The organism is Pseudomonas putida (assembly GCF_002741075.1).
Classification (GTDB): domain Bacteria; phylum Pseudomonadota; class Gammaproteobacteria; order Pseudomonadales; family Pseudomonadaceae; genus Aquipseudomonas; species Aquipseudomonas putida_T.
Map to the genome: position 1 here is coordinate 1860522 of NZ_CP016634.1, position 14183 is coordinate 1874704.

Annotated in this window: 14 protein-coding genes and 2 pseudogenes; 8 read left to right on the forward strand and 8 right to left on the reverse strand. The window is 60.8% G+C overall.

Annotated features, from left to right (window positions below; genetic code table 11):
- Nucleotides 1–11: 11 nt before the first annotated feature.
- Both IEC33019_RS08645 and IEC33019_RS08650 read right to left on the reverse strand, forming a co-directional pair.
- Nucleotides 12–227, reverse strand: a complete 216-nt coding sequence (locus IEC33019_RS08645; protein ID WP_099593333.1) for a hypothetical protein — start codon at nt 225–227, stop codon at nt 12–14.
- A gap of 150 nt (nt 228–377) precedes the next feature.
- Entirely contained in the window at nt 378–683 is a 306-nt protein-coding gene (locus IEC33019_RS08650; protein WP_244509764.1) for a hypothetical protein, read from the reverse strand.
- Nucleotides 684–1115: 432 nt separating this feature from the next.
- On the opposite strand from IEC33019_RS08650, the gene IEC33019_RS27330 reads away from it, so the two are divergent.
- Nucleotides 1116–1676: a hypothetical protein gene (locus tag IEC33019_RS27330; RefSeq protein WP_139139884.1), complete on the forward strand. Its 561-nt coding sequence runs from the start codon at nt 1116–1118 to the stop codon at nt 1674–1676.
- Between the two features lie 76 nt (nt 1677–1752).
- On the opposite strand, the gene IEC33019_RS08655 is transcribed toward IEC33019_RS27330, so the two are convergent.
- The gene (locus tag IEC33019_RS08655) at nt 1753–2112 is read right to left on the reverse strand and encodes a hypothetical protein (RefSeq protein WP_070092892.1); all 360 of its coding nucleotides are present in this window, start codon (nt 2110–2112) and stop codon (nt 1753–1755) included.
- Between the two features lie 375 nt (nt 2113–2487).
- On the opposite strand from IEC33019_RS08655, the pseudogene IEC33019_RS08660 reads away from it, so the two are divergent.
- Nucleotides 2488–3343, forward strand: a pseudogene (locus tag IEC33019_RS08660) (IS5 family transposase).
- Here IEC33019_RS08660 and IEC33019_RS08665 read toward each other — a convergent pair.
- Nucleotides 3340–3654 carry a hypothetical protein gene (locus tag IEC33019_RS08665; protein WP_081337532.1) on the reverse strand — a complete coding sequence of 105 codons (315 nt, stop codon included), beginning with the start codon at nt 3652–3654 and terminating at the stop codon, nt 3340–3342. The pseudogene IEC33019_RS08660 and the gene IEC33019_RS08665 sit on opposite strands and share 4 nt — an antisense overlap.
- A 260-nt stretch (nt 3655–3914) precedes the next feature.
- On the opposite strand from IEC33019_RS08665, the pseudogene IEC33019_RS27755 reads away from it, so the two are divergent.
- The 3 genes and pseudogenes from IEC33019_RS27755 to IEC33019_RS08680 form a co-directional block, all read left to right on the forward strand.
- Nucleotides 3915–4674: pseudogene (locus tag IEC33019_RS27755) on the forward strand (tyrosine-type recombinase/integrase); the annotation flags it as partial.
- Nucleotides 4675–4694: 20 nt separating this feature from the next.
- Nucleotides 4695–6281, forward strand: coding sequence for an ABC-F family ATPase (locus IEC33019_RS08675; protein WP_070094479.1), 1587 nt, complete (start codon nt 4695–4697; stop codon nt 6279–6281).
- 299 nt (nt 6282–6580) lie between these two features.
- Nucleotides 6581–7759: an MFS transporter gene (locus tag IEC33019_RS08680; RefSeq protein WP_070094478.1), complete on the forward strand. Its 1179-nt coding sequence runs from the start codon at nt 6581–6583 to the stop codon at nt 7757–7759.
- Here the strand turns inward: IEC33019_RS08680 and IEC33019_RS08685 are convergent.
- Together IEC33019_RS08685 and IEC33019_RS08690 are read right to left on the reverse strand one after the other, a co-directional pair.
- Nucleotides 7709–8767 (reverse strand): alpha/beta hydrolase family protein, encoded by a 1059-nt coding sequence (locus IEC33019_RS08685; RefSeq protein WP_070094477.1) that lies wholly within the window; start codon nt 8765–8767, stop codon nt 7709–7711. The genes IEC33019_RS08680 and IEC33019_RS08685 overlap by 51 nt on opposite strands.
- Before the next feature lie 129 nt (nt 8768–8896).
- Nucleotides 8897–9508, reverse strand: a complete 612-nt coding sequence (locus tag IEC33019_RS08690) for an FMN-dependent NADH-azoreductase (protein WP_070094476.1) — start codon at nt 9506–9508, stop codon at nt 8897–8899.
- Nucleotides 9509–9642: 134 nt separating this feature from the next.
- Between IEC33019_RS08690 and IEC33019_RS08695 the strand changes: the two genes are divergently transcribed.
- Nucleotides 9643–10545, forward strand: a complete 903-nt coding sequence (locus IEC33019_RS08695; RefSeq protein WP_070094475.1) for a LysR substrate-binding domain-containing protein — start codon at nt 9643–9645, stop codon at nt 10543–10545.
- Nucleotides 10538–10900: an MmcQ/YjbR family DNA-binding protein gene (locus tag IEC33019_RS08700; protein ID WP_070094474.1), complete on the forward strand. Its 363-nt coding sequence runs from the start codon at nt 10538–10540 to the stop codon at nt 10898–10900. The genes IEC33019_RS08695 and IEC33019_RS08700 overlap by 8 nt, the downstream gene beginning before the upstream one ends.
- Nucleotides 10901–10937: 37 nt before the next feature.
- On the opposite strand, the gene IEC33019_RS08705 is transcribed toward IEC33019_RS08700, so the two are convergent.
- Together IEC33019_RS08705 and IEC33019_RS08710 are read right to left on the reverse strand one after the other, a co-directional pair.
- Nucleotides 10938–11390 (reverse strand): DUF1294 domain-containing protein, encoded by a 453-nt coding sequence (locus IEC33019_RS08705; RefSeq protein WP_070094473.1) that lies wholly within the window; start codon nt 11388–11390, stop codon nt 10938–10940.
- 1 nt (nt 11391) lies between these two features.
- Nucleotides 11392–12222 (reverse strand): undecaprenyl-diphosphate phosphatase, encoded by an 831-nt coding sequence (locus IEC33019_RS08710; RefSeq protein WP_099593335.1) that lies wholly within the window; start codon nt 12220–12222, stop codon nt 11392–11394.
- Nucleotides 12223–12521: 299 nt separating this feature from the next.
- On the opposite strand from IEC33019_RS08710, the gene IEC33019_RS08715 reads away from it, so the two are divergent.
- Nucleotides 12522–14156: a methyl-accepting chemotaxis protein gene (locus tag IEC33019_RS08715; protein ID WP_070094471.1), complete on the forward strand. Its 1635-nt coding sequence runs from the start codon at nt 12522–12524 to the stop codon at nt 14154–14156.
- The last annotated feature ends 27 nt before the right edge of the window (nt 14157–14183 follow it).

Here is a 14183-nt window from a genome sequence, read left to right on the forward strand (position 1 = left end):
TACCGTGGAGGTCAGGAAGAGTCCGAGGTTTTGTCGCTCCCAGGTTCAAGCAACGATTCGGCGAACGCCATCCAATCCTCGAACGCCTTGCGGTGTGCCTGGCACATCCCCTTCCAGTCGGCGCCTCCCACACGACCGTAGGCAATCTGGTTCATGGTCGAGGAAGTCAGCGAATCGAGTTCTCTCAAGAGGTGGTAGGCGCGGTAGCGCTGTTCTCTTTCAGGCATGGCTTTGTCTTCCAGCTTTTGCACGACAGGGCAAATACGAAGCCTTTTAATGGATTTTTGCGGCTTCCTGGGTCTGGACCTTCACCTGCCCGAAAAGGTTCGGGCCGCATGGTGAGTCATTCGTCAAAAACCAGTAGCCCATCCCGCGAATCACGAACGGGTGCGAATCACGCCACTGATCGCCCACCCCGCGAACACGAAGAAGGCGTCGAGGTAGAACAACCCTTGATAGTTGGGCAGCACGGTTTCGCCAGCGAGTGCGGGAGTAGGCGCAACGATGGCATGGATGCCGTTGGGGATCACCGCCAGGAGCACCAAGGCTGCATAGGTGGCGAGGCGAAGCACGCTCGTTCGCTCGATGGAGGCTTCGGCCAGTTTCAAGCCAAAAAAGGCGATAACAGCTGCCACCGGCAGTACCCAGATATGCGTTGGCAGACTGAAGAACACCTCGGCCATCAAGCTTTTCGTTCCCACGGTTAGACCTTTTCGTTGAAAGGCCGAATTATCCATTGGCCGACGGCTTCGTGACCAGGCCGAGCGTGTTCATGCTGATGATTCCGCAGGATCCAGGGGATGAGCTGATTGCCCCTATGGACATTCGTGATTGCCAAACCGGGCCCTCACCATGTCGCATCCGTCACGCCTCAGGGCGCGACGGCTTGGCCAAGGATACGGCGCAGTTACTTCATTTGCCCTGCCGAATCTATGGGTAGCACAAAGGTATTTGGTGATGGCCACAGAAAAGGTGTCTCTATACTGAAGATTCCAGGGTGCTCGGAATAGCTGAACGCATGAAACAGACGAAGCATTTTTCGGGCCGTTTTCGAAATGAGGGTTTGCGGAGTGACCGAAAACTTTCGGAATCTACCAAGCCACAAGGACCTAAAAATGAAAAAAAATCACGAATACCCAGCGCCTAGATTAAAACTAAAAGTCTCAACTTCATTACTACTCATGACTGTCGCAACGCTTGCAATTGCCGAGTGCAATATTGACTTCCCAGATAGGAAAAGCATCGATGTATGTGAGTACAAAACAGATACACTGCGACAATCCACCCCTAAGGCAACAATCGGAGACGTAACCGGAACGGTAATCTACATATGCAGCTTCAAAGCACTACATGATTACAAGACTTCTGAGCTCTTCACCATTTGGAGCACAAGGAGCAAGGGTCGTTATTTGGTAGAGAATAGTGGTAGCCAGGCAAATCCACGGGAAGCATTCCTAGTAAAGGGGTTTGGCACTCCGACGAAGGGAGATTTTTCTATCACTTTCCGAGACGGTGTCCGCGTAACCGTCACCTCGAATGGCTGGGGAACAACCAGCCTTGATCACATCGCCAATAAAAATAGTCTTTATGGCGCAACTTCTAACGAACCCAGCAAAGCCGGAGGCTCATGTAAAAGAGCGGGAAACATTACGGCCCAATTTATTGTGACGGAATAATCCAGCGCGCTGTTCACCGTTGACGATTACATACAGCTGCAGTAAATATTGCAAAACCTGCAGCTGTCGTTCCTGGTTACTGCCCCTTCTGAACAGGCGCCCCGGCTTGAACGGCCTGACGTGCCAGCTTTTTACATCTCACCAAAACTAGCGCGACAGTTCGAAGAGGCCAGCATGACCGAGCTGAAGCCTGATCCAGGTGACAAGGTGGTCTGGCCTTGACCTGCAGCCTGGCAACGGCCTCAGCCTGCGCGTCACTGATCTCGCGGATGGCATCACTTACATTCGGATGGTCGACAACACGAAGAGCATTACCGCCCAGCAGTAATGCGGTGGCACGGTCAACGAGCCCCTTCTCGTCCAAGCCGTCGAACTTCGCTGCACCGATAACCGCAACCAGCGCTTGCTCCAGAGCAACCTCACGATTTGTCGCCATACCCCCTCCTTGATCCGGCCCCATGCCGGTCACCCGCAATACCTCATATCGCCAAAAGCGCCAACTCTCGGAGCTCAAATTCTCAAGGGTCAACAGCGCCATCACTTTGTATTACGGGACTCGGCACAGTTGGTGATGGAGTAGTGTCATATGTAGTGCTATTTAAATATGGCAGCTCCGCCTTAATTAGCTCATAAGCTTTCTCCCGAAGCTCACGTTTTTGTTGTGCATAATCTTGGGGCGAAATGAACCCATTGAAGCGGTCTATGCAGAGATCAGAAAGACCGTCTCGAAGAAACTGGACACCCTGCGTACGTCTAAATAGTTGCTTCATCGAGACCGCTATTTGGCTTTGCAATGGAAAGGAATCCTGTGATGGCTAAGCGCTACGAACTTTCGGATGAAGCATGGGATGTGGTTGCGGATCTCTTCACCCCAACCCACACCAGAGGCCGACCGCGATCAAGTGATCGCCTGATGCTCGATGGCGTGCCGTGGTGGTTGCGCTCAGGCGCTGCCTGGCGTGACATGCCCGAGTGTTTTGGGCCTTGGCGGACGGTGTATCACCGATTCCGAGTTTGGCGAAATCGGGGAACATTTGATCAGATGCTCAAGCGGTTACATCTCAAACTCAATGATCAAGGGCCCATTGACCTACAGACCTGGATGATCGATTCGGCTGCTGTTCGTGCTACCCGCGCTTCAGCAGGTGCAGGTAAAAAAGGGGCCATGATGAACCCGCCGATCACGCTCTAGGCCGCAGTCGTGGTGGCCTCACCACCAAGATTCATATGCTCTGCGACGCCAACGGCGTACCACTGCGCTTTCTCCTTTCTGGCGGTCAAGCCAGCGATATTAGCTACGCGCAGCCATTGCTGGACGATGTCTGCATCCCGACGAGCAAACGTGGGCGACCTCGCAAGCGCTGCCGCTGGCTTTTGGCCGACAAGGGCTACGACGCTGATGCGCTGCGACGTTTTTGTGACCGGTATCGCATGCAACCGGTTATTCCTTTGCGTTCGATGAAGCGTAACCCAAGCCTGGACTATCCCGACTGTTTGATCGCCCCAAGTACCGCCAGCGTAATGTGATCGAGCGCATGTTCGGTTGGCTGAAAGAGAACCGCCGAGTTGAGACTCGTTTTGACAAGCTCGCAAAAAGCTATAGCGCGCTGGTGTCGCTGGCTTGTGTCATGCGGTGTCTACGACACCTTTTTTCAGACAGCACCTAGATGCTAAATGTATGGTCGCAGTTATTGCAAAGATGGTTGTCCAGAATTGTCTCATCGACAACTTTACCTGCAGCCGCACCAACTGCGGCGCCAGCGGTTAATCCACCCAGGAAGCCAATAACGCCGCCGACCACCGTGCCCACGCCAGGAAATAGAGCGCTACCAATAGCGGCGCCCATGGCAGCCCCTTCGCCTCCTCCAGCGACAGCGCCGACCCCTCCAGCCACGGCACCAACACCTGCCGCCACTTTCGTTCCAGTATTTCTTTTTTGAGTTTTATCAGAGCCACATTTGGGACAGGTGACAGCCATCGATCTTCCTTAATGCGCAGGACAATTGTGTGTCACAAGATATCAATACGATATCACTCCTGTCCAATGCCTCTAGCTCGAAGTGGCGCCGTATCCCACTCAATAGCTCAAGGTAAAGCTTGAGCACATTTGTACTCCACCCAGCTGTACCCCTCTCCCCTCTATTCACTGCCGCGATATGGCGGTCAAGGACGAAGTCATGCCTGAAGAAAACCAACTGCACCCAGCCCTGGCGCGCATCTACGACATTTTCGGCCTGCACCACTCGCATCCGATCAGCGCAAACGGAGTGGGCATCGGCAAACGTTAAGCGCAATGCCATCACTAGGCTTTCGACGATCCTCGCCGGCGCGATGCGCGATGGCCTGCTGAGCAAGAACCCGGCGGAGGTGATTGATTTGCCGAAGCGATCGCGCAAGGAGATCCATCCATTCAGCCTCGAGGAGGCGAACGCGATTATCGCCAGGCTGTACGAACACCCCCACTGACCAAGCCGGATCTACGCCGCGTTGTTCGAGTTCATGTTACAGGGCTCCGACTTTCCGAGGCCCTGGCGGTGCGGTGGGAGGTGATCGACGAAGGGAAAAGGACGGTTCACGTCAGGAGGACCATCGCTCTGGCAAGGTTGAGGAGCGGACGAAGACAGGGAGGGGCAGGTTCGTTCTGCTGAACGAGAGGGCTTTGCGCGCTGCGGTATGCGAGGGATTACGCCGAGCAGCGGAAGCAAGGGAAGGAACTGATGGCGAATACGCCATCGTCGGACCTGCACAAACAGTGGTGCCAGTGCTGAACGAGCTGGGGATCAGAAGGAGGCCCCCATACAACTGTAGGCACACCTATGCGACAATATGCTTAATGTCTGGCCTCAACCCCGCATTTATCGCCCAACAGCTGGGTCACAGCGTGCAAATGCTGCTGTCGACGTATGCGCGTTGGCTCAACTCAAGCTCCGACTGGAGCGAGCTGGAAAAGCTCAAGATTGGTATCAAATCGGTATCAACCGAGAATCCAGCCGCGTAAGTTACTGATAGGTAAGCGCTTTGATCTCCACCGCCAATATCACCATGCAATTCGGCGCCAAGCCGCTCTTTGAAAACGTCTCGGTCAAATTCAACAACGGCAACCGCTACGGCCTGATCGGCGCCAACGGCTGCGGCAAGTCGACCTTCATGAAGATCCTCGGCGGTGACCTGGAGCCGTCCGCCGGCCAGGTGATGCTCGAGCAGAACACCCGCCTGGGTAAACTGCGCCAGGACCAGTTCGCCTACGAGGCGTTCAGCGTGATCGACACGGTGATCATGGGCCACGAACAGCTGTGGAAGGTCAAGGCCGAGCGTGACCGCATCTATTCCCTGCCGGAAATGACCGAAGAAGACGGCATGGCCGTCGCCGAACTGGAAACCGAATTCGCCGAGATGGACGGCTACACCGCCGAATCACGTGCCGGTGAGCTGCTGCTGGGCCTGGGCATCCCCCTGGAGCAGCACTTCGGGCCGATGAGCGAAGTGGCGCCGGGCTGGAAACTGCGCGTGCTGCTGGCCCAGGCGCTGTTCTCGGACCCAGACGTGCTGCTGCTGGACGAACCGACCAACCACCTGGACATCAACACCATCCGCTGGCTGGAAAACATTCTGACCGCGCGTAACAGCACCATGGTCATCATTTCCCACGACCGACACTTCCTGAACAGCGTCTGCACCCACATGGCGGACCTGGACTACGGTGAACTGCGCCTGTTCCCAGGCAACTACGACGAATACATGACCGCCGCCACCCAGGCGCGGGAGCAGTTGCTAGCCGACAACGCCAAGAAGAAAGCCCAGATCGCCGAGCTGCAGACCTTCGTCAGCCGCTTCTCGGCCAACGCCTCCAAGGCCAAGCAGGCCACCTCGCGCGCCAAGCAGATCGACAAGATCCAGCTGGCCGAGGTCAAGCCGTCGAGCCGGGTCAGCCCGTTCATTCGTTTCGAGCAAACCAAGAAGTTGCACCGCCAGGCGGTGACCGTGGAGAAAGTCTCCAAGGGCTTCGAGGGCAAGACCCTGTTCAAGGACTTCAGCTTCGTGGTCGAGGCTGGCGAACGCGTGGCGATCATCGGCCCCAACGGTATCGGCAAGACGACCCTGCTGCGCACCCTGGTCGGCGAGATGGCACCGGATGCCGGTTCCGTGAAGTGGACCGACAGCGCTGAGGTGGGCTATTACGCCCAGGACCACGCCCACGACTTCGAAGACGACCTGAGCCTGTTCGACTGGATGGGTCAGTGGACTCAAGGCGAACAGCTGATCCGCGGCACCCTGGGTCGTATGCTGTTCTCCAACGACGAAATCCTGAAGTCGGTGAAGGTGATCTCCGGCGGTGAGCAAGGCCGCATGCTGTTCGGCAAGCTGATCCTGCAAAAACCCAACGTGCTGGTGATGGACGAACCGACCAACCACCTGGACATGGAATCGATCGAGGCGCTGAACCTGGCGCTGGAGAACTACCCGGGAACGCTGGTATTCGTCAGCCATGACCGTGAGTTCGTGTCGTCGTTGGCAACGCGCATCATCGAACTGACGCCCGATGGCGTGGTGGACTTCAGCGGGACCTACGACGACTACCTGCGCAGCCAGGGTGTCGTGGTCTGATAGAGCCCCCACGTCGACCGCTTGCACGCCCTTCGCGGGTAAACCCGCTCCCACAGGTACTGCGTCGTTCTCCGGCTCGGCGCTGTACCCTTGGGAGATGCGGCCCCTTAAATGACCGAAGACTGGCGGGCTCCGCGCGCTGAAATTCGAGGGCCAGGGGCTGCTTTGCAGCCCATTGCAGGCTTAGCCGGCTCCCACAACCAGCACGCAACCACCGAACAACTCGTTAGCCTGCTTTCTTTTATTCCGCACAGACGCCATGATGGGCCACGTCCCACCGCCCGCCCGCGAACGTGCCCATGACCGCGCAACAACCCACCTCCAGCATCACCCTGCAGATCCTCTCGATCGTCTTCTATACCTTCATCGCCTTTCTGTGCATCGGTCTGCCGATCGCGGTGCTGCCCAGCTATGTCCATGACCAGCTTGGCTTTGGCGCCGTGATCGCCGGCCTGACCATTGGCCTGCAATACCTGTCCACCCTGCTCAGCCGTCCGTTCGCGGGCCGGGTGGCCGATGGCCTCGGGGGTAAACGGGCAATTCGCTACGGGCTGTACGGCATCGCCGGCTGCGGCGTGCTGACGCTGTGCTCGGCCTGGACCCTCGCCCTGCCCTGGCTGAGCCTCATCCTGCTGCTCGGTGGCCGGGTATTGCTGGGCATCGCCCAAGGGTTGATCGGCGTCGCCACGTTGAGCTGGGGCATCGGCCAGGTCGGCAGTGAGCACACCGCGAAGGTGATTTCGTGGAACGGTATCGCGTCCTACGGGGCCATCGCCATTGGCGCACCAGCCGGCGTGCTGCTGGTGGACGGGCTGGACTTCAGCGTACTCGGCCCGGCCTTGCTGATCCTGGCCCTGCTTGCGCTGCTGGCTTTGCGCACACGTCCAGACACCGTGGTGGTACGAGGCGAACGCCTGCCATTCTGGTCCGCCTTCGGGCGGGTGGCCCCGTTCGGCCTAGGCCTGACCCTGGCCTCGATCGGCTATGGCACGCTCACGACCTTCGTCACCCTCTATTACCTGGAGCGTGGCTGGGTCGGTGCCGCCTGGTGCCTGAGCGCCTTCGGCCTGTGCTTCATCGTGTCCCGGCTGTTGTTCGTCAACGCAGTCAACCGCTTTGGCGGCTACAACGTCGCCATCGCGTGCATGGCCACCGAAGTGTTGGGGCTGACCCTGCTCTGGCTGGCGCCCTCACCTGCCTGGGCCTTGGTCGGCGCTGGCCTGACGGGGTTCGGGCTGTCACTGGTGTACCCCGCGCTCGGTGTGGAAGCGATCCAGCAGGTACCGAGCAGCAGTCGCGGCGCTGGCTTAGGCGCCTATGCGGTGTTCTTCGACCTGGCCTTGGCCATCGCCGGGCCTGTGATGGGGGCGGTCGCCGTGCGCCAGGGCTATGCGTCGATCTTCTGCGTGGCCGCCTTGCTGGCGCTGTCAGGGGTGGGACTTGTGCTGCTGCTCGCCCGGCACGCCCGTCGCGACTGAGCGTTCGGCAGGCAGCGGTGCCCCCAGGGCCTGGCTGAAGAACAACGCCGTCTCACGCTGCAGCGAATGGTGAATGTGGCGACGGTCGACACCTTCGGCGTCCTTGCACAGCGCGGGCATGTGGGCATGCTGCTCCTCGTCGCAGGGCGCCATGAACACGAAATGGCCGGCACCGGCCAGCAGGCGATAGTCGGGCGTTACCGGCAACTTGCGCGCCAAGGCTTCGGCATTGCGGTCCACGGCTAGCAACTGGTCCCGATCCCCGCTGTAGATCAGTGCGGGGACCTTTACTCCAGCCAAGGCATGGCGGCCAAACATCAGGCTCAGGGGCGCCATCAACATCACCGCCCCCACGCGGGCATCGGCCTGGGGCGTGAGTTCGGCGCGGTCGGCGATCAGTACCCCGTGGGTCTTGCATGCATCCGCGTCGCCGGGCCGTTCCAGGCAATACCGGTGCAGGCGGTCCAGGTCTGGTTGCGCACCGGAAAGAATCAACGCGGTTTCCCCTCCCGCCGAGTACCCGATTACCCCGACCTTACCATCGTTCAGGTAGGGGCCAAGCAAGCGGTCATCACGGGCAGCGCTGATCGCAGCGCTCACTTGCAAGGGCCGTCCGTAGAGATTGCTCAAGGTGCCCAGACGGCTGTGGTCACGGTTGTTGTCGCCGGGATGGACCACGGCCACGACGATAAAGCCCCGGCGCGCCAGAGCGGTGGCCAGGTCGTGCAGCGCCAGTGGGCTGCCGTTATTGCCGTGGGACAACACCAGCAACGGAAACTGCCCCATAGCGACCGGTGCTTCCTCCGCCACGGTCAACGGATAGCCTTCCAAACGGACAGCGCGGGTCGGGCCATGGGCCGGGTAGAACGCCAGCGCCTGCATAGGCCGGGCATCCAGCGGATCGGCCAGCTGCATCCGGTGCAGGCCACTGACCCAAGGCGCTGCCTCGGCGCGGGCCAGCAAGCCACCGAGCAACACCAGGGCCAACAGTGCACAGGTTCGCTTCATGGGCAGGCAGCTCCGCGCAAGACTGAGGAACAGTGCCAGCATAAAGCCAGCCAAACGACCAGCAGATGAAACCTGAATGAAAAAACCGGCTGGCGCCTGGAGCATCAGCCGGTTTTTTTTGCGTGCCGATCAGGCGGCCACGAACAGCTCGTTGGCGATCTGTGCTTGGGCCGCGTCGATGGCCTTGCTGCGGTGTTCCGGGCCATAGGCAAGGCCATGGGCACGAACGATCTCAAGGTCGGTGATACCGATGAAGCCCAGGAACACCTTGAGGAACTCCTCATGGCCTACGCCGGTCGGCTGGCCGTGGTGCAGGCCACCGGCGGTGGACACCAGGATCACTTTCTTGTCACCGCACAGGCCTTCAGGGCCAGCTTCGGTGTAGCGGAAGGTCTTGCCAGCGACGGCGACGCGGTCGATCCAGGCCTTGAGCTGGGTCGGTACCGTGAAGTTGTACATCGGCGCGCCGATCACGACCGCATCGGCAGCCAGGAACTCTTCCAGGGTCTCGGCGCTGAGCTTGGCTTCGTGAGCCTGGGCGGCGTCGCGCATTTCGTCTGGGGTACCGGCGGCAACCAGGGTCGCGGCGGAGAAGTGGCTGATGGCATCGGCAGCCAGGTCGCGGTACACGACCTCGATGCTGGGATCTGCAGCTTTCCAGGCTTCGACGACTTCGCGGCTCAGTTGGCGGGAGGCGGAATTGTCGCCCAGGATACTCGAATCGATATGCAACAGTTTCATGGGACTCTCCTGTGAGTGAAGACCGCATCTAGGGGCGATCGCGATGGAGAGAATCCTATAGAACCATCGAATGACTGATAAGCGGGTAAAAATGCGTTAGTTTGTCCCATACATGGAACAATGAGACGTTACCCATGCAAGACCTCAATGACCTCTTCTATTTCGCCCGTGTGGTGGAAGCCGGTGGTTTTGCGGCTGCGGGCCGCCAGTTGGGCATCCCCAAGTCGCGCCTGTCACGGCGCATCGCCGAGCTGGAAGAACGCCTGGGCACACGCCTTTTACAGCGCACCACCCGGCAACTGAAGCTCACTGCCGTCGGCGAGCGCTACCTGCAGCATTGCCAGGCCATGCTGCTGGAGGCCGAGGCCGCCGACGAAGCTGTGGCCAGTATGAGCAGTGAGCCACGCGGGCGTTTGCGGGTCTCGTGCCCAGTGGCCCTGGCCCATGCCTTCATGCCGGATGTGGTCAGTCGGTTTCTCGAGCAGTATCCCTTGGTGCAACTGGACTTGGTCCTGCTCAATCGCCGGGTCGACCTGATTTCCGAAGGGGTCGACGTGGCCTTGCGCGTACGTGACTTGGGTGACGAAGACCCAGCCCTGGTCACTCGTCGTCTGCGCCCGGCACAAACTCACCTGGTGGCCGCGCCGGGCTTTGCCGACCACTTGCGCGAGCCGTCGCAACTGGCCGGTTTGCCTGTGCTTGGCGCGGCGGAGGCCGACCGGCTGGTGCACTTGCGTCTGATCGGCCCGGGGGGACGGCAAGAGGAGCTCGCCCTGGAGCCGCGCCTGGCAGTCGACGACTTTTTGGTGCGCAAGGCGGCCGTACGCGCAGGCCTGGGGTTCACGGCCCTGCCGAGCATGTTCTGCGAAGAGGAACTCAAACGCGGCGAACTGGTACGCCTGTTGCCGGACTGGTCGCTGCCTGGCGGCTGGCTGCAGGCGGTCTACCCTCATCGCCGGGGCCTGCTGCCGGCAGTGCGGGTGTGGATCGACCATCTGGCGGCTTCGTTCGAAGCCTGTGGAGAGCGGTATGTCTGAGCGGCGGATGACGCCGGAGCAGGTAGCGGCGTTCTGCCTGACCTTGCCCGGTGCCCGGGAAGACTACAAATGGGGCGGCGTACGGGTGTTCTCGGTCGCGGGCAACAAGATGTTCGCAGTGCTGGACCTGGCTGGTGCAGGGTTGTCGTTCAAGGTGGCCGATGAGCTGTTCCTGGGCTATTGCGACCACCCCGGCGTACGCCCGGCGCCTTATCTTGCGCGGGCGCATTGGATCAGCATGGCCCCACCGTATCCGATGGGGCGCGAAGCGTTGTGTGAGCTGCTGCAGCGCTCACACCAATTGGTGGTGAGGCGGTTGCCCAAGCGGCTGCAGGCAGGACTCTTGCTGGAGTGAGGGCGAGGCGGATCGGGCGGCGATCACCTCCTCCCCATCAATTGCCGGTCAAGAAACCGAACACTCCGCCCAGCCAGCGGCCATTCAGCAGCAAGTGATCGACCCAGAACGCCTCGTGCAGCATCACGATGCCCCAGAACGTCGCCTGGTAAGACACCTTGCGTGTCTTGTGCCGAAACAGCTGCTGAGCCACCAGCGCACCCGGCCAACCACCACACAGCTCGCTGGCGTGCAGGACCTTCTCGGGCGTACGCCATGCCTGGGTGCGGGCTTGCTGCTTGTCCTGCCAGTAGAGCAACAGGCTGACCAGGCTCGCCAACGGATAGACCGCCAACGGAATCCAGGACTGCCCGTTGATGGCCATCTGTGCAGCGCCCAGCGTGGGCAGCAGACACAGCCCGGCCAGCACCAGCAACTTCAGGCGCAGGTTGCGTACGCCCTCCTGGGCGCGGTTGGCGCCGCGCTGCGGTACAGTTTGCGAACGGGCCATCTCAGCCGTGCGCCGTGGCCCAGTTGACCCAGCCAAAATGCCAGGTCGCCAGGATCAACAAACCGAAAACGATGCGGTACCAGGCAAAGGCCGCATAACTGTGGTTGGCGATGAACTTCAGCAGGCCCCGTACCGCGATCATGGCGAAGATGAACGACACCACGAAACCGACGGCGAACACTGGCAGATCGCCAGGCTGGAACAGGTCACGGTATTTGTAGCCCGAGTACACCGCGGCACCGACCATGGTCGGCATAGCCAGGAAGAACGAGAACTCGGTCGCGGCCTTGCGCGACAGGCCGAACAACAAGCCGCCGATGATGGTCGAGCCCGAACGCGAAGTCCCCGGAATCATCGCCAGGCACTGGACAAGGCCGATCTTCAGGGCGTGGCTCCAGCGCATGTCATCCACATGGTCGACCTCGACGCGGTGATCGCGCCGCTCCGCCCAGAGCATGATCACCCCGCCAACCACCAGGGCTGCGGCCACGGTGATCGGGTTGAACAGGTATTCGTGGATCATGTCGGCGAACAGCACGCCCAGCACCACTGCCGGGAAGAACGCGATCAGCAGGTTAGCGGTGAAGCGACGCGCCTGGGGCTGGCTCTGCAACCCAAGCACCACATCGAAGATCTTGCGGCGAAACTCCCACACCACGGCGAGGATCGCGCCGAGCTGGATGATGATGTTGAACGCCATGGCCCGCTCGCCACCGAAGTCGATCAGGTCAGCGACGATGATCTGGTGCCCGGTGCTGGAGATCGGCAAGAACTCCGTCAACCCTTCCACCACGCCTAAGATGATTGCCTGCAAGGCACTCCAAAAATCCATTATTCCCCCGATGGAACTCAGCTCCTGGCTGGCCCCTTGTACTTGATTTGCATGTGATTGCCGCGAAAGGCCCGGCTTTTTTACAGCGACTGCCGACCCGCTTTCCAGTGGAAAGAGCCTGATACCTAAAGGTTTCATCTTGCGCGGCCGAGATCCTATCAGAGCTGCCTGTCAATTGGCTCGCGCGGTATGCGACACGAAATGCCTGCCACGGCACTTAGCCCTTGGTCGGGTGTGTCGCGATGTGCAAAGCATGCTTGGATGCGCCTGATAACAAGAACAATGCGGGAGTACCTTTCATGAAGACCTTGAGGTCGATGTCGATCAGCCGGCGTCTGTCGCTGATCCTGCTGGTGGCGGTGGCCATGCTGGTGGTCCTGGGCCTGCTGATGCTGCGCCAGCTTCATGGTGACCTGTACCTGGCCAAGGCACAGAAGACCCAGCACGTGGTACAGACCGCCGCCGGGGTGCTGGCCTATTACCAAGGCCTGGAAGCTGCCGGCACACTCAGTCGCGAGGCGGCCCAACAGCAAGCGCTGCAGGTGGTGCGGGGGCTGCGCTACGACAAGGACGACTATTTCTGGATCAACGACCTGGGGCCGAAGATGATCATGCACCCGGCCAACCCCAAGCTCGATGGCCAGGACCTTTCCGCCATCCGCGACCCCGACGGCTTTGCCGTGTTCAACGAGATGGTCGCCCTCGCCCGCAGCCACGGCGCAGGCTCGGTCGACTACCGCTGGCCCAAGCCCGGCGCCAGCGAGCCGGTGGCCAAGACTTCCTACATCCAGCTGTTCAAACCTTGGGGCTGGATCATAGGCTCGGGGGTCTATATCGACGACGTTCAGGCCGAGTTCGCCCGCCAGGTGCGCGATGCCTCCCTGCTCGGCCTGGGCATCGCCGTGCTGATGGCCCTGCTGGTGCTGTTGATCGCCCGCAGCATTGCCCGCCCGCTGCAGGACGCGGTGCAAGCCATGGGCAACATCGCCAGTGGTGAAAGCGACCTGACCCGGCGCCTGGACACCCATGGCCGCGACGAGCTCACGTACCTGGGCGAGCACTTCAATCGCTTCAACGGCAAGCTGCAGGGGGTGGTCGGTCAGTTGCAAGGCGCAGCCCATGCGCTGGCCCAGTCCGCCAGCCACGTCGGCGACAACGCAGGCCAGGCCCAGGCGCGCAGCGTCCAGCAGTCGCTGCAGATGGACCAAGTGGCCACGGCCGTCAACGAGGTCACCTACGCGGTTCAGGACGTGGCCAAGACCGCCGAACAGGCCGCCAACGAGATGCACGCGGCCCAAGTGCAGGTCGATCATGGGCAGCAGGCCATCCACGGCAGCCTGCAGCAGATCGACCGGCTGTCCAGCACCATCGAACAGGCGGTGCAGGTGATCCGCGAGTTGGCGGGGCACAGCACGCGGATCGGCGGGGTGCTGGAAGTGATCCGCTCGATCGCCGAGCAGACCAACCTGCTCGCCCTCAATGCCGCCATCGAGGCCGCCCGAGCCGGTGAACAGGGCCGGGGCTTTGCCGTGGTCGCCGATGAAGTGCGGCTGCTGGCTCAGCGCACGGCCCAGTCGACCGCCGAGATCCAGACCATGATCGAGCACCTGCAAGGCCAGTCGGAAGCGGCCGTCAAGGCCATCGACACCAGCAGCGAGGCCTCGCGCCAGACCGTCCAGCAAGCGCGCGAGGCAGGCACCAGCCTGGATGCGATCAGCCAGGCGCTGAACAACCTCACCGCACTCAACGCGTCGATCGCCAGCGCCACCTTGCAGCAAGCCCATGTGGTCGAAGAGATCAATCGCAACGTCCTCGACACCGCCGGGCTGTCCCAGCAGACCGCCGAGGCGGCCCGCCAGTCCAGCGATGCGGGTGCCTCCCTGGCACGCCTGAGCGAGGAGCTGGAACAGTTGCTGCGCCAGTTCAAGGTCTGACAGCTCATCGATGTGCGCACGGGTGAA